The sequence below is a fragment of the Stenotrophomonas sp. HITSZ_GD genome (assembly GCF_029543105.1).
Taxonomy (GTDB): Bacteria; Pseudomonadota; Gammaproteobacteria; order Xanthomonadales; family Xanthomonadaceae; genus Stenotrophomonas_A.
Window position 1 is genome coordinate 1 of sequence record NZ_JARQXB010000017.1, and the last position, 19,834, is coordinate 19,834.

Annotated in this window: 17 protein-coding genes and 1 tRNA gene; 6 read left to right on the forward strand and 12 right to left on the reverse strand. The window is 68.6% G+C overall.

Annotated features, from left to right (window positions below):
* Nucleotides 1-401: 401 nt before the first annotated feature.
* The 3 genes from kdsA to P6166_RS14665 form a co-directional block, all read right to left on the reverse strand.
* The gene (kdsA, locus tag P6166_RS14655) at nt 402-1,235 is read right to left on the reverse strand and encodes a 3-deoxy-8-phosphooctulonate synthase (protein ID WP_277765187.1); all 834 of its coding nucleotides are present in this window, start codon (nt 1,233-1,235) and stop codon (nt 402-404) included.
* A 91-nt stretch (nt 1,236-1,326) separates the two neighbouring features.
* Complete coding sequence (locus tag P6166_RS14660) at nt 1,327-2,991, reverse strand: CTP synthase (protein WP_277765188.1); 1,665 nt, start codon at nt 2,989-2,991, stop codon at nt 1,327-1,329.
* Nucleotides 2,992-3,127: 136 nt separating this feature from the next.
* On the reverse strand, nt 3,128-3,394 hold the full coding sequence (locus tag P6166_RS14665) for a hypothetical protein (RefSeq protein WP_277765189.1): 267 nt from the start codon (nt 3,392-3,394) through the stop codon (nt 3,128-3,130).
* Between the two features lie 172 nt (nt 3,395-3,566).
* Here P6166_RS14665 and parE point away from each other — a divergent pair, with 172 nt between their 5' ends.
* Nucleotides 3,567-5,456 (forward strand): DNA topoisomerase IV subunit B, encoded by a 1,890-nt coding sequence (parE, locus tag P6166_RS14670; protein ID WP_277765190.1) that lies wholly within the window; start codon nt 3,567-3,569, stop codon nt 5,454-5,456.
* Between the two features lie 70 nt (nt 5,457-5,526).
* Here parE and P6166_RS14675 read toward each other — a convergent pair whose 3' ends face one another.
* Both P6166_RS14675 and P6166_RS14680 read right to left on the reverse strand, forming a co-directional pair.
* On the reverse strand, nt 5,527-6,648 hold the full coding sequence (locus P6166_RS14675; protein WP_277765191.1) for an inorganic phosphate transporter: 1,122 nt from the start codon (nt 6,646-6,648) through the stop codon (nt 5,527-5,529).
* A 10-nt stretch (nt 6,649-6,658) separates the two neighbouring features.
* Complete coding sequence (locus P6166_RS14680) at nt 6,659-7,285, reverse strand: DUF47 family protein (RefSeq protein ID WP_130319030.1); 627 nt, start codon at nt 7,283-7,285, stop codon at nt 6,659-6,661.
* Nucleotides 7,286-7,561: 276 nt separating this feature from the next.
* On the opposite strand from P6166_RS14680, the gene P6166_RS14685 reads away from it, so the two are divergent.
* Nucleotides 7,562-8,878: a hemolysin family protein gene (locus P6166_RS14685; RefSeq protein ID WP_277765192.1), complete on the forward strand. Its 1,317-nt coding sequence runs from the start codon at nt 7,562-7,564 to the stop codon at nt 8,876-8,878.
* Nucleotides 8,862-9,515, forward strand: a complete 654-nt coding sequence (locus P6166_RS14690; RefSeq protein WP_277765193.1) for an exopolysaccharide biosynthesis protein — start codon at nt 8,862-8,864, stop codon at nt 9,513-9,515. Before P6166_RS14685 ends, P6166_RS14690 begins: the two co-directional genes overlap by 17 nt.
* 145 nt (nt 9,516-9,660) lie before the next feature.
* Here P6166_RS14690 and P6166_RS14695 read toward each other — a convergent pair whose 3' ends face one another.
* From P6166_RS14695 to P6166_RS14720, 6 genes are all read right to left on the reverse strand, one after another.
* Nucleotides 9,661-10,161 carry a pyridoxamine 5'-phosphate oxidase family protein gene (locus P6166_RS14695; RefSeq protein WP_277765194.1) on the reverse strand — a complete coding sequence of 167 codons (501 nt, stop codon included), beginning with the start codon at nt 10,159-10,161 and terminating at the stop codon, nt 9,661-9,663.
* A gap of 71 nt (nt 10,162-10,232) precedes the next feature.
* Nucleotides 10,233-11,228 carry an LLM class flavin-dependent oxidoreductase gene (locus tag P6166_RS14700; protein ID WP_277765195.1) on the reverse strand — a complete coding sequence of 332 codons (996 nt, stop codon included), beginning with the start codon at nt 11,226-11,228 and terminating at the stop codon, nt 10,233-10,235.
* A 507-nt stretch (nt 11,229-11,735) separates the two neighbouring features.
* Nucleotides 11,736-13,310, reverse strand: coding sequence for a serine hydrolase (locus P6166_RS14705; RefSeq protein ID WP_277765196.1), 1,575 nt, complete (start codon nt 13,308-13,310; stop codon nt 11,736-11,738).
* A gap of 33 nt (nt 13,311-13,343) precedes the next feature.
* On the reverse strand, nt 13,344-14,486 hold the full coding sequence (locus tag P6166_RS14710; protein WP_277765197.1) for an AraC family transcriptional regulator: 1,143 nt from the start codon (nt 14,484-14,486) through the stop codon (nt 13,344-13,346).
* Nucleotides 14,487-14,560: 74 nt separating this feature from the next.
* Nucleotides 14,561-14,650 (reverse strand) — tRNA-Ser (locus tag P6166_RS14715).
* A gap of 104 nt (nt 14,651-14,754) precedes the next feature.
* Nucleotides 14,755-15,747, reverse strand: coding sequence for a LysR family transcriptional regulator (locus P6166_RS14720; RefSeq protein WP_277765198.1), 993 nt, complete (start codon nt 15,745-15,747; stop codon nt 14,755-14,757).
* 120 nt (nt 15,748-15,867) lie between these two features.
* On the opposite strand from P6166_RS14720, the gene P6166_RS14725 reads away from it, so the two are divergent.
* The gene (locus tag P6166_RS14725) at nt 15,868-16,455 is read left to right on the forward strand and encodes an NAD(P)H-dependent oxidoreductase (RefSeq protein WP_277765199.1); all 588 of its coding nucleotides are present in this window, start codon (nt 15,868-15,870) and stop codon (nt 16,453-16,455) included.
* A 631-nt stretch (nt 16,456-17,086) separates the two neighbouring features.
* On the opposite strand, the gene serS is transcribed toward P6166_RS14725, so the two are convergent.
* On the reverse strand, nt 17,087-18,367 hold the full coding sequence (gene serS, locus P6166_RS14730) for a serine--tRNA ligase (protein WP_277765200.1): 1,281 nt from the start codon (nt 18,365-18,367) through the stop codon (nt 17,087-17,089).
* 116 nt (nt 18,368-18,483) lie between these two features.
* Between serS and P6166_RS14735 the strand changes: the two genes are divergently transcribed.
* A complete protein-coding gene (locus P6166_RS14735; protein ID WP_277765201.1) occupies nt 18,484-19,143 on the forward strand; it encodes an energy transducer TonB in 660 nt (219 codons plus the stop codon).
* 106 nt (nt 19,144-19,249) lie between these two features.
* Nucleotides 19,250-19,819, forward strand: a complete 570-nt coding sequence (locus P6166_RS14740) for an energy transducer TonB (protein WP_277765202.1) — start codon at nt 19,250-19,252, stop codon at nt 19,817-19,819.
* The last annotated feature ends 15 nt before the right edge of the window (nt 19,820-19,834 follow it).

Sequence of the window (19,834 nt, forward strand, 5' to 3'; positions counted from 1 at the left end):
GATGCCCTGGCGGGGGACGCCAACTTCCGCATCCATGCGGGGCTCGTAGGGCGACATCCATGTCGCCCCACGCCCCCGCCAGGGCATCGCCCCGGGCGCCCCCGAACAAGTCCGGCAGCGGCCTGAAGATCAAAAAAGCGCGGCGCTGCCCGCTCTTGATCTTCGATCCGCTCGCATCGAGACGATGGAGGTGGGCGGGGGGCAGCCCCTATCGGGACCGTAGGGCGACATGGACGTCGCCCTACGAGCCCCGCATGGATGCGGTATTTGGCGTGTCCCGATAGGGGCTGCCCCCCGCCCACCGCGCGCGATAGGGAGGCGCCGAGCGCGAACCCATTCACCGCAACAAACAAAACGGCCGCCTAAAAAGGCGGCCGTCAGGACAAACTTATTGAACGCGATCACACCGTGGATTCAATGAACCCATGCTTCTTGGTGATCGAATCCAACGCCAGCAGGGTTTCCAGCAGCACTTCCATCTTGTCCAGCGGCCACGCATTCGGCCCGTCGGACAGCGCCTTGCTCGGATCGGGGTGGGTTTCGGCGAACAGGCCCGAAACACCCACCGCCACCGCCGCGCGCGCCAGCACTGGCACGAACTCGCGCTGGCCGCCGGAGCTGGTGCCCTGCCCACCCGGCAACTGCACCGAGTGGGTGGCGTCGAACACCACCGGGCAACCGGTATCGCGCATCACGCTCAGCGAGCGCATGTCGCTGACCAGGTTGTTGTAGCCGAAGGAGGCGCCGCGCTCGCACACCATGATGTCCTGGTTGCCGGTCGACTTGGCCTTCTCCACCACCGGCTTCATGTCCCACGGCGAGAGGAACTGGCCCTTCTTGATGTTCACCGGCAGGCCCGCCGAGCAGACATTGCGGATGAAATCGGTCTGGCGCACCAGGAACGCCGGCGTCTGCAGCACGTCCACCACCGCCGCCACCTCGTTCATCGGCGTGTATTCGTGCACGTCCGTCAGCACCGGCACGCCGATCTGCTTCTTCACCTCGGCCAGCACCTTCAGCCCCTCTTCCAGGCCCGGCCCGCGGAAGCTGTTGCCGGAGGTGCGGTTGGCCTTGTCGAAGCTGGACTTGAAGATGAAGTTCATGCCGAGCTTGCCGGTGATCTCCTTCAGCCGGCCGGCCACGTCCAGCTGCAGCTGCATCGACTCGACCACGCACGGGCCGGCGATCAGGAACAGCGGCTGATCCAGCCCCACTTCGAAGCCACACAGTTTCATCACGACACTCCTGGGAATTCGGGCATTGGCGTAAGCGTGCCCGTGGAAATCGGCAGGCCTGCCCCGCGACGCGGGACAGGCCCTATATGGGTCAGGCCCGCGCTTCCTTCAACAGCTTGCCGCCGGCCTTGCGCTCGCGCGCGGCGCGGATGAAGCCGATGAACAGCGGATGCCCGTCGCGCGGGGTGGAGAGGAATTCCGGATGCGCCTGGCACGCCAGGAACCACGGATGGGTCTCGCGCGGCAGCTCCACCATCTCCACCAGCGTGTCGTCCATCGACTTGGCGGCGATCACCAGGCCGCCGTCTTCCAGCTGGGTGCGATAGCGGTTGTTGAACTCGTAGCGGTGGCGGTGGCGCTCGGCCACCACGTCCTTGCCGTACAGCTCGCGCGCCAGCGTACCCGGCTTCAGGCGCTGCTCCTGCAGGCCCAGGCGCATGGTGCCGCCCAGGTCGGACTTCTCGTCGCGCTTCTCCACCTCGCCGGTGGCCGTGCGCCATTCGGTGATCAGGCCGATCACCGGGTTCGGCGACTGGCGGTCGTTCTCGGTGCTGTTGGCGCCTTCCAGGCCGGCCACGTGGCGGGCGAAATCCACCACCGCCGCCTGCATGCCGTAGCAGATGCCGAAGTACGGCACGCCGGTCTTGCGGGCGTACTGGGAGGTCAGCACCTTGCCTTCGAAACCACGGTCGCCAAAGCCGCCCGGCACCAAGATGCCGTCCACGTCGGACAGCGCCGCCATGTCGGTGCCTTCCAGCTCCTGCGCTTCCAGCCACTTCAGGTTGACCTTGGTGCGCTGGCGCAGGCCACCGTGCTTGAGCGCCTCGCCGACGGACTTGTAGGCGTCCTGGTGATCGATGTACTTGCCGACCACCGCGATGGTGACCTCGTCCAGCGGGTGCTTGACCGCATCGACCACCGCCGCCCACTCGGAAAGATCAGCCGCGCCGGCCTTGTCGCGCAGCTTGAACTGGTCGATGACGATCTCGTCCAGGCCCTGGCGGTGCAGCTCCAGCGGCATGCCGTACAGCACGTCGATATCGGCGGCGCTGATGACCGCGCGCTCGGAGACGTTGGTGAACAGCGCGATCTTGCGGCGCTCCGAATCCGGGATCGCCTGCTCGGAACGGCACAGCAGCACGTCCGGCTGGATGCCGATCGAGCGCAGCTCCTTGACCGAATGCTGGGTGGGCTTGGTCTTCAGCTCGCCGGCCGCGGCGATGTAGGGCACCAGCGTGAGGTGCATGAACATCGCCTTCTCCGCGCCGCGCTCGGTGCGCACCTGGCGGATCGCCTCCAGGAACGGCAGCGACTCGATGTCGCCGACGGTGCCGCCGATCTCCACCAGCGCCACGTCGAAGCCCTCGGTGGCCTCGTCGATGCAGCGGCGGATTTCATCGGTGATGTGCGGGATCACCTGCACGGTGGCGCCCAGGTAGTCGCCCCGGCGCTCCTTGCGGATCACGTTCTCGTAGATGCGGCCGGTGGTGACCGAATTCTTGCGCGACAGGCGGGTGCGCACGAAGCGCTCGTAGTGGCCCAGGTCCAGGTCGGTCTCGGCGCCGTCGTCGGTGACGTACACCTCGCCGTGCTGGAACGGGCTCATCGTGCCCGGGTCGACGTTGATGTAGGGGTCCAGCTTCATCATCGTGACCTTCAGGCCACGTGCTTCGAGGATGGACGCAAGCGAAGCGGCGGCGATGCCCTTGCCAAGCGAGGACACTACGCCGCCGGTAACGAAGATCAGGGGGGTCATGGCTCAAGGCCTCCCGGAAAGCCATAGTTTACAGGTTGCCGGCGCTTTGCCCAAGCACTGCGCGCGGCGGTCTCATAAAAAAGCAGACGCCCCGGCCGGAGCCGGGGCGTCGGGATGGCGCACGAAGGCGGCGGGATCAGCGCAGCGGCTTTTCCTCTTCCTCTTCCTTGCCGCCGACCTTGCCTTCCTTCACCGCGCGGTCCTTCTGCGCGGCGGCGGCGGCGCGGCGCTGGGCGCGCGCATCGGCATCGGCCTGGGCCTGGGCATCGGCCGTCTGCTGGGCCTGCGCGCCGCGCTGGTCCAGCGCCTCGGTCTGGCCGCTCTTCTGCTGGGCCATGGCGAGCGGAATGGCGGCCAGCGCGGCCACGCCGGCGGCGAGCATCAGAATGTGACGGGTCTTCATCGCAGTTCTCCTGTCGGCTGCACCTTGCCCCCGATGTGGGGCCACAAGGCATGGATGACAAGGCAAAGGGTAGCCAGCGGCGACCGGCCGCGCACTGAATGCCGGGCATGGACGTGCAAAAAACCGCCCCAGACCCCACACTTGCGCGTCGTCTCACGCCATCGCGAGCTGCATGAACACCCGTTACAACGCCGCCGACATCGAAGTCCTCTCCGGCCTGGATCCGGTCAAGCGCCGCCCCGGCATGTATACCGACACCGCGCGGCCGAACCACCTGGCCCAGGAAGTCATCGACAACTCCGTCGACGAGGCGCTGGCCGGCCACGCCCGCACCATCGAGGTCACGCTCTACAAGGACGGCAGCTGCGAGGTCTCCGACGACGGCCGCGGCATGCCGGTGGACATCCACCCGGAGGAGAAGATCCCCGGCGTGGAGCTGATCCTCACGCGCCTGCACGCCGGCGGCAAGTTCAGCAACCGCAACTACACCTTCTCCGGCGGCCTGCACGGCGTGGGCGTGAGCGTGGTCAACGCGCTGTCCAAGCTGGTGGAGGTGCATATCCGCCGCGAAGGCAGTGAACACCGCATCACCTTCCGCGACGGCGACCGCGCCACCCCGCTGGAGGTGGTCGGCACGGTCGGCAAGAAGAACACCGGCACCCGCGTGCGCTTCTGGCCGGACCCGAAGTACTTCGACACGCCCAAGTTCAATCCGCGCGCCCTGCGCCACCTGCTGCGCGCCAAGGCCGTGCTGTGCCCGGGCCTGACCGTGAAGCTGTTCGACGAGGCCACCGGCGAGCAGGACAGCTGGTACTTCGAGGACGGCCTGCGCGACTACCTCAAAGGCGAGCTGAGCGGGCGCGAGCTGCTGCCGGCCGACCTGTTCGTCGGCAGCCTCAAGAAAGACACCGAGGTGGTGGACTGGGCGGCGGCCTGGGTCGCCGAGGGCGAGCTGGTGCAGGAGAGCTACGTCAACCTGATCCCGACCGCCCAGCATGGCACCCACGTCAACGGCCTGCGCTCGGGCCTGACCGACGCGCTGCGCGAGTTCTGCGACTTCCGCAACCTGCTGCCGCGCGGCGTGAAGCTGGCGCCGGAGGACGTGTGGGACCGGGTGGCCTTCGTGCTCAGCCTGAAGATGACCGACCCGCAGTTCTCCGGGCAGACCAAGGAGCGCCTGTCCTCGCGCCAGGCCGCCGGCTTCATCGAGGGCGCCGCGCACGATGCCTTCAGCCTGTGGCTCAACCAGAACGTGGAGATCGGCGAGAAGATCGCGCAGATCGCCATCGAGCGCGCCAGCGCGCGTTTGAAGACCGAGAAGCAGATCGTCCGCAAGAAGGTCACCCAGGGCCCCGCCCTGCCCGGCAAGCTGGCCGACTGCATCAGCCAGGACCTCTCGCGCACCGAGCTGTTCCTGGTGGAAGGCGATTCGGCCGGCGGTTCGGCCAAGCAGGCGCGCGACAAGGATTTCCAGGCGATCCTGCCGCTGCGCGGCAAGATCCTCAACACCTGGGAAGTCTCCTCCGGCAGCGTGCTGGCCTCGGAGGAAGTGCACAACCTGGCCATCGCCATCGGCTGCGACCCGGGCAAGGACGAGATCGACGGGCTGCGCTATGGCAAGGTGGTGATCCTGGCCGACGCGGACTCCGACGGCCTGCACATCGCCACGCTGCTGACGGCGCTGTTCCTCAAGCACTTCCCCGCGCTGGTGGCGGCCGGCCACGTGTTCGTGGCGATGCCGCCGCTGTTCCGCGTGGACGTGGGCAAGCAGGTGTTCTACGCCCTGGACGAGGAAGAGAAGACCACGCTGCTGGACAAGATCGCCCGCGAGAAGATGAAGGGCCAGGTCAGCGTGACCCGCTTCAAGGGCCTGGGCGAGATGAACCCGGAGCAGCTGCGCGAATCGACCATCCACCCGGACACGCGCCGCCTGGTGCAGCTGACCGTGGACGATGGCGAGCAGACCCGCTCGCTGATGGACATGCTGCTGGCCAAGAAGCGCGCCAGCGACCGCAAGCAGTGGCTGGAGTCCAAGGGCGACCTGGCTTCGCTGGAAGTGTGACCGCCCCCGGCGACGGATAAAGAAAGGCCCGCCATTGGCGGGCCTTTTCGTTTCCGCGGGCCGCCGGACCTCAGGTCCAGCCGAACATCCGGAACAGCTCCAGGATCATGTACGACACCAGGCCCGCGGCCGGGATCGTCAGGATCCAGGCCCAGATGATGCGCTCGATCACGCCGAACTTCAGCGAGCGCGGGTTCTTGGCGAAGCCCACGCCCATGATCGCGGTGGAGATGCTGTGCGTGGTCGACACCGGCATGCCGAAGTGCGCGGCCAGGGTGAGGATCGTCGCCGAGCTGGTTTCCGCCGCGAAGCCGTGGATCGGGTGCAGCTTGACCATCTTGTGGCCCAGCGTCTTGATGATCTTCCAGCCGCCGGACGCCGTGCCCGCCGCCATCACCACCGCGCAGGTCAGCACGATCCACAGCGCGATCGGCTGGTCGCCGCCGGTGCCCGGATGCAGGAACGCCAGCCAGCCCGGCAGGTTGTCCAGCGCACCCACCTGCTCGGCGCCGATTAGGGTCATGGCGATGATGCCCATGGTCTTCTGCGCATCGTTATGGCCGTGCGCGTAACCCATGTAGGCGGCAGAGGCGATCTGCGCCTTGCCGAAGAACGCGTTGACCCACCGCGGGCGGGCCAGCCGGCTCAGCGGCCCGGGCAGCCGGGCGACGCCGGCGATCAGCGCCCACAACAGCATCATCACCACGATGCCGAGCAGGAAGCCCGCCACCGGCGAGGTCACCATCGGCACGAACACCTTCCACAGCAGGCCCTTGTTCTTGGCCCAGTCGCCGACGTTCTGCGACCAGATCAACGCGTCCCAGTTGTTCTGCGCCGCGGCCAGGCCGGCGCCGCACAGGCCGCCGATCAACGCATGCGAGGACGAGGACGGCAGGCCCTTCCACCAGGTGATGAGGTTCCAGATGATGCCGCCCAGCAGCGCGCACAGCACCACCTGCGGGGTGACGTCGACCACGCCGGTGTTGAGCAGGCCCGAGGCGATGGTGAGCGCCACCGCGGTGCCGGTGAGCGCGCCGAGCAGGTTCATGCCCGCCGCGAGCATCACCGCCCAGCCGGGCGAGAGCACCTTGGTCGCCACCACGGTGGCGATGGAGTTGGCGGTGTCGTGGAAGCCGTTGATGAACTCGAAGACCAGGGCGGCCAGGATCACCACAATGACCAGGGTAAGCACGCGCGCGGTCTCAGCTGTTCTTCAGGACGATCTGGTAGACCACCACGCCGGCCTCGCGGCAACGGTCGATGGCCTTTTCCAGGATCTCGAAGAACTCCTTGAGCAGGAACATCTGCAGGTTGTCCAGGCGGCCGGAGTAGATGTCGCGGTACAGCTCGAGCATCAGGCGGTCGGCCTCGTTCTCGATCATGCGCAGCTTGTCGTTGAGCGCGGTCATGCGATCGATGTTCATCTTGGGCAGCTCGTGGACCATCTCCACCACCACGCTGGCGGCCTGCTCGAGCATCGCCGCGCGCGGGGCGAAGTCGATGTGGGCCAGGTGCTGGGTGGCCAGCGAGTAGCGGTCGGCGAACTTCTCGACCTGCTTGGGAATCTTGTACAGCGCCGAGCCCAGCGCCTCGATGTCCTCGCGCTCGATCGGGGTCATGAAGGAGTCGACCAGCGCCTGGCCGATCTTGTCCGAGGCGGCGCGCTCGCGCAGGCGGGCGAGCTTGAAGGCGTCCAGCGCGGGCTGGCGGTCGGCCTCGCGCATCATCGCGTGCAGGGCCTTGGTGCTGTCGTAGGCGGCCTCGGCGGCCTCGTCGAGAAGCGTGTAGAACTGCTTGCCGGAGCCGAAGATCGTCTGGAGGGAGAACATGGAGAAGGCACATCCAGCCGTCGCGGAGGGGACGGCAACAGCGGAATTATGACCGTTCGATGACCCAACCGGGTAATTTGGCCGGCGCGGACGCTCCGGGGCGCCAGCTGACCCGGGCATTCACGGTTCCTTCCCAGGCTTTGTTAAGATTCCCACGCGCCCGCCGGGCGCACCCTATGGACGACGACCCTTATTTGCCCCCTGGCGGGCCCGCCTCCGGCGCCCCCGCCCCATGCAGCATGCGCCCTTCCCCTTCAACGACCGGGGAGGATTCCCGTGCTTGAACTGCTCATCGTTATTTTCCTGATCATCCTCAACGCCTTCTTCGCCCTGTCGGAGATGGCGCTGATGACCTCGCGCAAGCTGCGCCTGAAGCAGATGGCCGCCACCAGCCGGGGCGCGCGCACCGCGCTGACCCTGGCCGAGCACCCGGACAACCTGCTGTCCACCGTGCAGATCGGCATCAACCTGATCGGCATCCTGGGCGGCGTGTTCGGCGGTGACGCCATCGGCACGATCATCGCCAGCTGGCTGTCCGACTTCTTCCCGGGCGTGCAGCAGTACGCCGCGCCCATCGGCGTGGGCACCGCGGTCACCCTGATCACGGCCGGCTACGTGATCTTCGGCGAGCTGATTCCCAAGCGCCTGGCGCTGACCAACCCCGAGCGCATCGCCTCGGTGGTCGCCATCCCGCTGTACTGGCTCTCGCGCGCGGCCAAGCCGATCGTCGCCGCGCTGGGCGCGATCAACCGCGGCGTGCTGCGCATGCTGGGCATCAAGGACGATGCGCGCGGCGCGGTGTCGGAAGAGGAAATCCGCCTGCTGGTGAGCGAAAGCCACGAACAGGGCGTGATCGACCAGCACGAACGCGACATGATGAATCGCGTGATGCGCCTGGGCGACCGCACCGCCGACAGCCTGATGACCCCGCGCAACCGCATCGCCTGGCTGGACACCACCGCCACGCCGGAGCGCAACCTGGAGACGATGCGCGAGCATGAGTTCTCGCGCTACCCGGTGTATCGCGGCAACGACCAGGATATCGCCGGCATCCTGGAGGTGAAGTCGCTGGTCACCCACATGGACCCGTCCGCGCCGCAGCTGTTCCAGCAGTTGCGCGACACCTTGTTCGTGTCCGAGTCGACGCACGCGATGAAGCTGCTGGAGATTTTCCGCGAGGAACAGCAGTCGATGGCCTTGGTGGTGGACGAATATGGCGAGATCCAGGGCCTGGTCACCATCAGCGACCTGATGGGCGCGGTGGTCGGCCGCCTGCAGGCGGTGGAGAACGCCGACGAGGACGCGCTGGTGGTCACCCGCGAGGATGGCTCGCTGCTGATCGACGGCTCGCTGCCGGTGGAGGAACTGCGCGACGTGCTCGGCGGCGCCGAGCTGCCCGACGCGCAGGAAGGCGACTACCACACGCTCGCCGGCCTGTGCATCTTCTACTTCGGCCGCATTCCCAACGTGGGCGAGTATTTCGACTGGGCCGGCTGGCGCATCGAGGTGATCGACCTGGACGGCGCGCGCATCGACAAGCTGCTGCTCACCCGCCTCAGCGAGGAGGGCGAAGGCGATGACACGGCCGGATGAGCCCGGCGCGCGCGACGCGCCCACGCACTATCGCAACGAGGGCATCCGCACCCTGCTCTCGACCTTCGAACACGGCGATCCGGACGAACTGCTTCGCCTGCGCGACATCCTCGGCGACCTGCAGCAGAGCGCGTTCGGCGTATTCCTGTTCGTGGCGATCCTGCCGGCGTTCATCCCGATTCCGGGCCTGGGCGGCGCGGTCAGCGGTCCGCTGACCATCCTGATCGGCCTGCAGATGCTCGTCGGGCTGCGCAAGCCGTGGCTGCCGGCGTTCATCGCCAACCGCGGCCCGCGACGTGGCACCGGACAGCGTTTCGTGGGCAAGATCGCGCCGCTGCTGCGCTGGCTCGACCGCCTGCTCAAGCCCCGCCTGTCCTGGCTGCTCGACGCCCTGCCCGCGCATGCGCTGACCGGCGTGATGCTGGTGCTGATCGGGCTGCTGCTCTCGCTGCCGATCCCTTTCACCAACTACTTGTTCGGCGTGATCCTGCTGTTCTTCGCGCTGGCGCTGCTGGAGCGCGATGGCGGGCTGCTGCTGGTGTGCTGGGCCGCGGCGACCGCCTCGATCGTGGTGTTCGGTGTCACCTCGGACCAGCTCGTGGAGTTGCTGCAGCACTGGTGGGCGAAGCTGACCTGATCCTCGCGGGAAGGCGGCGCGGACGTGGATGCTTTCCGCATATGCGCCGCTTCCACATCGACCCGGAACACCGCGCTCGCGGGGGCGACACCCCCCGGTGCGCCGCCTGAAGCCACCGCGCCACCCGGCGGGCGCGCCGGCGCGTTCACCCGCGCCGCAAGTCCACCACCCGGTTCTCCGACAACACGCCCTGCTCCTCGTCCACCGCGCCGAGCACGAATTGCAGCGCCGCGCCGAACAGGCCCGCCGGGCTGTTCCAGTATTCGGCCGATTCGGCGCGCACGTGGATCAGGCGCAGTTCCGGGTCATCCTTGCCACCGGGGAAGAACACCTGCATCGCCGGCGACCAGTAGCGCTCGACGCGCGCACGGTCCTGCAGCACTTCGGCGCGGCCAGCCACCGACACATAGGTGTTGCGATCCGGCGCGGCGTAAGCGACGTTGACGCGCGGATTGGCCGCGATCTCGGCGATCTTCGGGCTGCTGGCGGCCGTGACGAACCACAGGTCGCCATCGAACTCCACTTCCTGCGTGCCCAGCGGCCGGCTCACCAGCCGGCCGTCCATCGCCACGGTGGTGAACATCGCCACCGGGATGTCGCGCAGCAGTTCGGCCAGCTGGCGGATATCGTCTTCGCGTCGGCTCATGTACGTGCTCCTTGAATGCGTGCCGTCATTCGATCCGATCGGCACGCAAAGCGACGTGAACCGGCGCGGCGTCAGGCCGCGTGGCGCGCCTGCCAGGCCTGTGCGGCGAGTTCGAAGGAACGCAGCCGCGCGGTGTGGTCGTGGATGTTGGCGGTCAGCAGCACCTCGTCCGGCCGATGGCGCTCGACGAACGCGGCGATACCCTCGCCCACCGCCTGCGCATCGCCCAGCACGGTGCAGGCCAGCGCGCGCTCGACCCCGGCCTTCTCGTGCGGCTGCCAGAACGCTTCGATGTCATCGATCGGCGGCGGAATCCGCCCCGGGCGACCCCGCCGCAGGTTCACGAAACTCTGCTGCTGGCTGGTGAACAGCTTGCGCGCCTCGGCCTCGGAGCCGGCGGCGACCACGTTCAAGGCCAGCATGGCGTACGGCGCCTTGAGCCGCTCGGAGGGCATGAAGTCGCGGCGATAGATCGCCAGCGCCTCGTCCATGGCGTCGGGCGCGAAGTGCGAGGCGAAGGCGAACGGCAAGCCCATCGCCGCGGCGAGCCGCGCGCTGAACAGGCTGGAGCCCAGCAGCCACACCGGCACCTCCACGCCCGCGCCGGGCACGGCCTGCACCAGCTGGCCGGGCACCGCCGGCTGGAAGTAGCGCAGCAGCTCGGCGACATCCTGCGGGAAGGTGTCGGCCCCGTCGAAGTAACGGCGCAGCGCGCGGGCGGTGGCCTGGTCGGTACCGGGCGCGCGGCCCAGGCCCAGGTCGATGCGGCCCGGGTACAGCGACGCCAGCGTGCCGAACTGCTCGGCGACCTGCAGCGGTGCGTGGTTGGGCAGCATGATCCCGCCCGCGCCGACCCGGATGGTGCGGGTGCCGCCGGCAACATGGCCGATCAGCACGGCCGTGGCCGCGCTGGCGATGCCGGGCATGTTGTGGTGTTCGGCCAGCCAGTAGCGGTGGTAGCCCCACTGCTCGGCGTGCTGGGCCAGGTCGAGCATGTGGGCGAAGGCGCCGGTGGGGTCGCTGCCCTCGCAGACGGGGGCGAGGTCGAGCACGGAGAGCGGAATCATCGGAAATCCTGTGGAAGCCATGTCTCCAGCATGGGGGCGCCGGGGCCCGCTCACCACCCGTCCATTGGCCGCGCCGGCAAGCCGCTGTTTTCCACTGACAAGGGGGGCGGCGCGGGGAGTCTTCAGGGTTCAGCCGTCCGATTTCCCCCGACTGGCGAACCGCCAAAGAAGTGATTAGCATCACAAATAGGGGAGCAGTCTGAGACCAACTACCGTGGAACTCATTCGTCATTGGGAGCGGCCGATCAAGATCGGCATGTGCGTTCTGTACGTTGTCGTGTTGTGCTCTGCCGCCGCGATGTTCCTGCTGCGCTGAGCGGATTTTGCAGCCGCCACGGATGGCGTTGGTTCGACGCGCGTCGCGGTCGTAGGGCTGCCGGCGCCAGCCTCTTTTCCACCTGAAAGCTCGCCCGCCGCGCCCACTGCCGCGGGCGGCGCCGCGCTGCGTGGGCTGCCGGGATATCGCAACACCGCGCCGGCGCGGGCCGCGCCGGCGACGAGGCGACCTCACTCAACCTGCCGGGCGAACACGATGCGACGCGCACGGGCGATGCTGGCCGCGAAGCCGACGACCGCGCCGCGGGCGTCCCGCTGCACCCGCAGCGTCCAGCCCGTGTCGGGCGCGCTGAAGGTGTCGGCCAGCGTCGGGCGCAGCGGGTGCGCGATGCCACGCGGATCGATCCACGCCAACGCACCGTTCTGCACGGCCAGGCGCTGCTCGCCTTCGATATCGGCGCTGCGGTAGCGGCCCGCCATCGCGGCCAGCGCCGAGGCATCCGGCGACCACGACGAGGCCGCCTCGAGCCGGACCGGCGCGTTGCCGATGCGCGTCACCTCGATCGCCACGATGGCGCCCGCGCCGTCGCGCCGGATCAGCGCGCGGCGGCCGTCCTCGGTGGCGAAGGTGTCCGCACCGATCCTGCCGAAGCGACCTTCGCCGATGCGCAGCCACCCGTCGGCTTCCGAAACCCGGACCGCGCCATCGTGGGCGGCATTGCGGTACGTCCCGACGATCCCGGCGGGCACGCCCGCGCCCGGCGAGGCTGGCACGGGCGCTGCCGGTGCGGGCAGGAAGCGCGCCGCCACCGCCGGCCCCAGCTCTTCGGTGTTGAGCGAGCCCGCATTGCACAGCAGCGCCACCGACAAATGATCCTGCGGAAAGCGCCCCAGCCAGGCCCGATACCCCGCCGTCGACCCGGCATGGCTGATCGCCGGCCGTCCATCGACCGGCCCCAGGTCCAACCCCAGGCCGTAGGGCACGAGGGTGCCATCCGCCAGGCGGCCCGGCTCGACCAGCCGCGCAGCCCAGGCGTTGGCCGGGTCGGCCAGGGCCGCGTTCCAGCGCTGCAGGTCGCCGACCGTGGTCAGCAGCCCGCCGGGGCCGACGACATCCTCGAAAGGCATGTCGAGCTGCCAACGCCCGGTATCGCCGGTGGAATACGCCTGTGCCCGATGCGGTACGAGATCGCGGAAGTCCGTTCGCCAGCGCGTGTGTGCCAGGCCGAGGGGCACGAACAGCTCGGCCTGGGCCAGTTCGCCGAACGGGCGCCCGCCCGCGCGCTCGGCGATGCGCGCGGCGAGCACGTAGTTGGAATTGCTGTAGAGATATTCGGTGCCCGGGGCGAAGTTGAGCGCCGTCTGGCGTGCCAGCAGCGATAGCGCGTCGTCCATCGACCAGGCACGCGTGCCGCGTGGCCATCCGCTCAGCTCCGCCAGCGCGCCCCAGTCGCGGATGCCGCTGGTGTGATGCAGCAGCATGGCGAGGGTGACCGGCTGGTAGAGGGCAGGCAGTTCGGGCAGCCAGCGCCGGATGCTGTCGTCATAGGAGAGCGCGCCGCGTTCGGCCAGGCGGGCGACCAGCGCGGCGGTGAACTGCTTGGAGACCGAACCGGCCTCGAAGACGGTGTCGGCCTGGTTCGGCCGCCCTGCCTCCAGATCGGCCATGCCGTAGGCGCGCTGCACCAGTGGATGGCCGGCGCGCCGCACGTCCACCGCGCAACCGGGGGTATCGGGTCGATCAACGGCCTGGAACAACGCATCCACGTCCGGCGACGCGGCGGACAGCAGCAGGGCAAGCAGCATGGCAGTTCCTCGGTGACGAGGTTCGACCTTGCTTCAGTGCTCCCCCGCCAGCGCCCCAGAATCCGCCGCGCGCCCGTTCTGGCGGTTATTGCGACGCCATTGGGACGGCGTCGTCCCGGCGACCTCGCGGAACGCACGGTTGAAGCTGGCCTTCGACGCGAAACCGTGATCCAGCGCCAACGCGAGCAGGTCGCGCGACTCGCCCGGCTGCACCATCGCCGCCTGCACCGCGCGCACCCGCATGGCGTTGATGCTGGCATTGAAGCTGCGCCCGGCCCCGTCGTTGAGCGCGCGCGACAGGCTGCGCTCGGACGTGCCCAGCCGGCGCGCGACCTCGCCCAGTGTCAGCCCTTCTTCGCGCCACCAGCCTTCCGCCTCGATGCGTTGGGTGAAGCCGGCGGCGAGCGCGGCGTAGTCGGTGCGGGCGTCCGGCGCGTCGCCGGCCGCCTCCCCGTGCCGGGGATCGACCTGCCGGGGGTACACCTGCCCACCGTGCCGCCACCCGAGCAAGCCGAGGACATAGGCCAGCAGGCAGAAGGCGAACATCACCGGCGTGCGCCCCAGGTAGTCGATCGGGCGGACCAGCAGGTTCCAGGCCCCCGCCCCGGCCGCGGCAAGCAGCAGCAGCGCGAACGCGGCGACCATGGTGCGTAGCCACGTCAGCCGCCATGGCTCCCGGTCGGCGAACCGCGCATCGAGCCAATGCTGGTAGCTGGCCTGGTCGCGCCAGCAGGCCAGCACGTAGCCGACGGCGGCGCACAGGATGGCGGCCATCGCCAAAGGCTCCACCCCATGCAGATGGCCGGTGGTGTACCACGTCCACTTGGTATCCGCGGGCAGCAGGAAACAGGCGAGCTGGTAGACAAACTGGCCCGCGGCGGGCAGCAGGTGCGCCCACCAGCGCGCCGGCAACCGGCCGGTGATCGCGCGAACGTAGAGCCAGAGCAGCGGTGCGAAGCCGGCCGACAGGTCCAGCGGCAGGAAGGTCAGCCCGGGATGCCGGTCGTAGGCCCCGGCGAAGCCGAGCACGTAGATGCACAGCCGCAGCGCGACCAGCACCAGCAGGCACGCGAGCAGGCGATTGGCTTGGCGATTGGCCGGCGTGCGGCCGATCAGCACGGCCAGGCCCAGCGCGTTGATCGCTCCCAGGAGGATCAGGATCGATAGGGTGCCCATGGGTTCACGGCGTGTCGTATGGGGCGAGCATACGGGGTTCGGGAACGTGCCGGAATTTCGGCATTGGGTTTGGATGGCGGAGAGAGTGGGATTCGAACCCACGGAAGGTTTGACCCTTCGCCGGTTTTCAAGACCGGTGCCTTAAACCGCTCGGCCATCTCTCCGTTCGTCGTTGCGCCGCGCGTTGCACGCGGGCATCGGCATGACATCGCCGGCATCGCGAAGTCCGCGAGCCGGCGCGCATTCTCGCATGGGCCGCCGCTTGCGGTCAGCCCACCTCGGCCACCAGCGCGGGCGTCTGCACGCGCTTGATCTTCTCGGCCAGCTTGCCGCAGTCGCCGCCGCAATCCAGGCGCGAACGCTCGATCTCGCGCGGCAAGCGCTCGGCCAGGAAATCGATGAACACCCGCACCGCCGGCAGCAGGCCGCGGCGCGAGGCGAACACGGCGTGGCAGATGCCCTGCGGCAGCGTCCAGTCGGGCAGCACCACTTCCAGCTCGCCGCTGCGCACGGCTTCGGCGCACACGGTCTCCGGCAACATGGTGATGCCGAATCCGTCCTTGGCCATCGACTTGAGCAGCGGGAAGTCGAAGCCGGCCAGGCGCGGCTGCAGGTCGACGCGGCGCACTTCGCCGTTCGGGCCATGCAGTTCCCAGCGCTGGTGCACCTCGTCCTCGCTGATGCTCATGGTGGTGTGGCTGGCGAGATCCTCCGGGGTCTTCGGGCGGCCGACGCGGTCCAGGTACTTCGGGCTGGCCACCAGCAGTTCCTGCACCTGGCCGAAGCTGCGCATCACCAGGCTGCCGTCGTCGTCCAGGCGCGATCGCACGCGCAGGGCGACGTCGTAGCCTTCATTGATGACATCCACCCGGCGGTTGCTGATGTTCAGCTGCAGCCGCACCTTGGGGTACTTGTCGAGGAATTCGGGCAGCAGCTTGGGCAACTGGATCTGCGCCAGCGACACGGGCACGCTCACGCGCACCAGGCCGCGCGGTTCGGCGCTGAGTCGATCGACCACCTCGCGCGCGGCTTGCGCCTCGGCCAGCATGGTCTGTGCGTGGCGATGCACGCTCATGCCCACATCGGTGACGGCAAAGCGACGGGTGGAGCGCTGCAGCAGGCGCACGCCCAGATCGGTCTCCAGCTGGCTGATGCGCCGGCTCAGGCGGGACTTGGGGATGCCCAGGGCGCGCTCGGCCGCGGCAAAGCCGCCGTGGTCGACCACCATCGCAAAGTAGTAAAGATCATTCAGGTCGTGCATGGCGACATTTCCACGATTGGAACGATACGTGACATTTAACTACCTTTATCCCAAAAAGGCAACAATCTACCTTTGCTCCCCGACGCGGCGCTCCTGCCGCCCCCAAGCAAAGGTTCCGCCATGAAACTGCTCCATCTCGATTCCAGCGCCCTGGGTGACAACTCGGTCACCCGCGAACTCAGCGCCGCCGTGGTCAACCACTGGCGCGCCCAGCACCCCGGCCTGCAGGTCGAATACCGTGACCTGGACCGCGAGCCGATCCCGCACCTGACCGGCCAGAGCCTGGCCAAGGCGGATGCGGCCGAGGCCGAGGCGGCCGAACGCACCCTGCAGCAGTTCCTGGATGCGGACATCGTGGTGATCGGCGCGCCGATGTACAACTTCTCGGTGCCGTCGACCCTGAAGGCCTGGATCGACCGCGTGGCGGTGGCCGGCCGCACCTTCCGCTACACCGAGAACGGGCCCGAAGGCCTGGCCGGCGGCAAGCGGATCATCGTCGCCAGCGGGCGCGGTGGCTTGCACACCGGTGCGCCGACCGATTTCCAGGAGCCCTACCTGCGCCAGGTGTTCGCATTCCTGGGCGTGAACGATGTGGAGTTCGTGCGGGCCGAAGGCGTGGCGTACTCGCCGCAGCATCGCAGCGATGCGCTGTCGCAGGCGCATGCGTCGATCAAGGGCCTGGAGCGCGGCCTGCCGGAAGCTGCTTGATCGCCTTGGTCCTTGTTAGGTAACGCTTAGGTTTCCGGCGCGCCCCTCCCTCGTCGGCGCCGGGAACGGGACGGATCTGCCTTCGGGTGGGTCCGTCTTTTTTTTTATGCAGGAAGGGTGTGTGTGTTTGTGTTGCGGCCTGGCGGCCGCTTGCTTATGTGGCCGGCGCGCTTTGTGGGCGGCGCTGGCTGGCGATGTTGATCGGCGGGGTTCGCTTTGTGCACGGCCTGCGGGGGCGAGGCCCTTTCGGGACACGCCGTAAACCCGTCCATGGGGGCTCGATGGCGACATCCATGTCGCCAACGGTCCCGAAAGGGCCTCGCCCCCACAGTCCCTTCCGTTCCCCACGACCGGATAAAAACGTCCAAAGCCGCGCTGCCGTCCTGTAGGAGCGGCTTCAGAAGAGCGGGAGGCAAAGTGGAGATTGGAGGATGGGAGGGGTGCGGACGAGTGCTTCGGCCCTTGATCGAAGCATGAAAAATGAAGCGCCTTGCGCCGCCCTGGCGGGTATGGGCGTCAGCGGGCCATGGATGGCCCGCGGCGGCGAATCGGACAGGACGTCTGCTGAGCCGTGACGACCATACCCGCCAGGGCGGTGCCCGCACCGTCAGGCAGCACGGCCCACCGCCTGTTACCCGATCCGCGCCAGCCCACCCATATACGGCCGCAACACCTCGGGCACGTCGATCGAGCCATCCGCGTTCTGGTAATTCTCCATCACCGCGATCATCGCCCGGCCCACCGCCACGCCCGAGCCGTTGAGCGTGTGCACCAGCTCCGGCTTGCCCGTGGCCGGGTTGCGCCAGCGCGCCTGCATGCGGCGGGCCTGGAAATCGCCGCAATTCGAGCACGAGGAAATCTCGCGGTAGGTGTCCTGCGAAGGCAGCCACACCTCCAGGTCGTAAGTCTTCGTCGCCGAGAAACCCATGTCGCCCGTGCACAGCAGCACCTTGCGATACGGCAACCCCAGCTTCTCCAGCACCACCTCCGCGCAACGGGTCATGCGCTGGTGCTCGGCCTCGCTCTCCTCCGGCCGCGATACGCTCACCAGCTCCACCTTCTCGAACTGGTGCTGGCGGATCATGCCGCGCGTGTCGCGCCCGCCGCTGCCGGCTTCGGCGCGGAAGCACAGCGAATGGGCCGTCATGCGCAGCGGCAGGCGCTCGGCATCGACGATCTCGTCGCGCACGATATTGGTCAGCGGCACTTCCGAGGTCGGGATCAGATAACGCGGCGAATCCCCCACCGCGGTCCGGAACAGATCCTCCTCGAACTTCGGCAACTGCCCGGTGCCACGCAGCGAGTCGGCGTTGACCAGCAGCGGCACGTTGGTTTCCTCGTAGCCATGCTCGCCGCTGTGCAGGTCCACCATGAACTGCGCCAGCGCGCGATGCAGGCGCGCAATCGGACCACGCAGCACGGTGAAGCGCGCGCCGGAGAGCTTGGCCGCGGTCTCGCCATCCAGCCAGCCGTGGCGGGCACCCAGCTCCACGTGGTCCTTGACCGCGAAGTCGAAGCTGCGCGGCGTGCCCCAGCGCGATTGTTCGACGTTCTCGCTTTCGTCGCTGCCCTGCGGCACGTCGGCCTGCGGCAGGTTCGGAATGCCCAGCGCGATGGCCTCCAGCTCGCCGCGGATGCGCTCCAGCTCGACTTCCGAGGCCTTTAGCTCATCGCCGAAACCGGCGACCTCGGCCATCAGCGCGGAGACGTCCTCGCCCTTCGCCTTGGCCTGGCCGATCGCCTTGGACTTGGAATTGCGCAGACTCTGCAGTTCCTGGGTACGCACCTGGATGCGCTTGCGCTCGCTCTCCAGGGTCTCCAGCGCGGCGGTGTCGAGCACGAAGCCACGTGTGCTGCGCAGGCGTTCGGCAAGTTCAGCGGGCTGTTGGCGGAGCAGGACCGGATCGAGCATGAGACGGGATTTCTGAAGGGACAGACCGCCGATTATCGCCTGTCCCGGGCCGGCGCGTCGCCCGCTCCGCCTTGCTGTGCCAGAATCGGGGAAAGCAAGTCCCCACGAGTGTTCCCGTGTCCCGATCCAGCGACTCCGGCGCCGACGCCTCGCACATCACCCTGCGCCTGCCCCGCAACACCCTGAAAATCGCCGGCATCGCCTTCGGCGCCGGCTTGCTGCTGTTCCTGCTGGTCTGGGCCACCAGCCGCAAGAACGACTTCTATCGCGCCGATCCCGCCGTGGCGCCCGCCGCGCAGTCCGGCGCGCCGATCGCGCCGCTGCCCGAGCCGCTGCCGGCCGGCGGCGACGGCGCCAGCGACATGCCCGATGCGAAGGCACCGCCGGCGGAACCGGAAGCGGCGCCCCGCCTGGTCGAAACGCCGCCCCCGGCGCCGGCGCCCGTTCCCATGCCCGCGCCCGTGCAGGACACCGCGCCCACTGCGTCCCTGGCACCCGGCGATCGCCCGGTGCCGATCCCCGGCCAATCGCCCGCGCCGCGCTATCCGCCGGCCGCGCTGCGGCGGGGTGACCAGGGCACCGTCGTGGTCCGCGTGGAGGTGGATGCCAGCGGCGCACCCGGCGGCGTGGCGCTGGTGGAGCGCAGTGGTTCGCGCGACCTGGACCGCGCGGCCATGGAAGCGGTACGCGCATGGCGCTTCCAGCCGGCGCAGCGCGATGGCCATGCCGTGGCGGGCGCGCTTGAAATTCCCTTCGATTTCAAGCCGGCTCAGTAAGCTGAACCTCGGCCGCCCCACGGCGGCCGCGTTCACCTGGGGCTGACACCCCCGGGCCTGTTTTCGGCCAAGACTGCTTGCGTCCCAACAGACGAAGGAGCAGATCATGTCCACGACGTCGCCGCATACCCAGGATTTCCGCGAGCAGCCCGCAGTCGGCACCGAGCCGGCGGAGCGCGGCGCCTCGCCTTGGCTGTGGGCGTTGTTGATCCTCGCGCTGGTTGCTTTGCCGGCCTGGTGGTGGATCCGCAACAGCCAGGAACCGATGAGCGCCCCGGCCACGCCGGCCGCCGAGACCACCGCCACCGCGCAGCCGTTGCCGGAAGCCAGCAACCAGCGCCCCGCGACCATGGTGCGCCACGACGCCGCGCCGAAGCCGGCGGTGGTGCGTAACCGCGATGCGCGCCCGCTCGCCTCCAACCCGGTGCCGGCCTACCCGGCGCGCGCGCTGCGCTCGGGCGTGGAAGGCAGCGTGACCGCGCGCCTGCAGGTCGATGCCAATGGCCGGGTCAGCGATGCGGAGATCGTCAGCCGCACCGGTGCGCGCGACCGCGACCTGGATCGCGCCGTGCTGAATACCGTGCGCGATTGGCGCTTCGAACCGGCCATGCGTAATGGCCGTGCCGTGGCCACCACGGTGCAGCTGCCGGTCGACTTCCGCGCCGCCCAGCAGTAACGGGCACCGTGCCCT

Coding starts and splice junctions, on each gene's coding strand:
- P6166_RS14660 (WP_277765188.1), bottom strand. CDS start 2,991: ATGACCCCCCTGATCTTCGTTACCGGCGGCGTAGTGTCCTCGCTTGGC.
- P6166_RS14710 (WP_277765197.1), bottom strand. CDS start 14,486: ATGGGCACCCTATCGATCCTGATCCTCCTGGGAGCGATCAACGCGCTG.
- P6166_RS14740 (WP_277765202.1), top strand. CDS start 19,250: ATGTCCACGACGTCGCCGCATACCCAGGATTTCCGCGAGCAGCCCGCA.
- P6166_RS14665 (WP_277765189.1), bottom strand. CDS start 3,394: ATGAAGACCCGTCACATTCTGATGCTCGCCGCCGGCGTGGCCGCGCTG.
- P6166_RS14690 (WP_277765193.1), top strand. CDS start 8,862: ATGACACGGCCGGATGAGCCCGGCGCGCGCGACGCGCCCACGCACTAT.
- parE (WP_277765190.1), top strand. CDS start 3,567: ATGAACACCCGTTACAACGCCGCCGACATCGAAGTCCTCTCCGGCCTG.
- P6166_RS14695 (WP_277765194.1), bottom strand. CDS start 10,161: ATGAGCCGACGCGAAGACGATATCCGCCAGCTGGCCGAACTGCTGCGC.
- P6166_RS14680 (WP_130319030.1), bottom strand. CDS start 7,285: ATGTTCTCCCTCCAGACGATCTTCGGCTCCGGCAAGCAGTTCTACACG.
- P6166_RS14725 (WP_277765199.1), top strand. CDS start 15,868: ATGAAACTGCTCCATCTCGATTCCAGCGCCCTGGGTGACAACTCGGTC.
- serS (WP_277765200.1), bottom strand. CDS start 18,367: ATGCTCGATCCGGTCCTGCTCCGCCAACAGCCCGCTGAACTTGCCGAA.
- P6166_RS14720 (WP_277765198.1), bottom strand. CDS start 15,747: ATGCACGACCTGAATGATCTTTACTACTTTGCGATGGTGGTCGACCAC.
- P6166_RS14700 (WP_277765195.1), bottom strand. CDS start 11,228: ATGATTCCGCTCTCCGTGCTCGACCTCGCCCCCGTCTGCGAGGGCAGC.
- kdsA (WP_277765187.1), bottom strand. CDS start 1,235: ATGAAACTGTGTGGCTTCGAAGTGGGGCTGGATCAGCCGCTGTTCCTG.
- P6166_RS14705 (WP_277765196.1), bottom strand. CDS start 13,310: ATGCTGCTTGCCCTGCTGCTGTCCGCCGCGTCGCCGGACGTGGATGCG.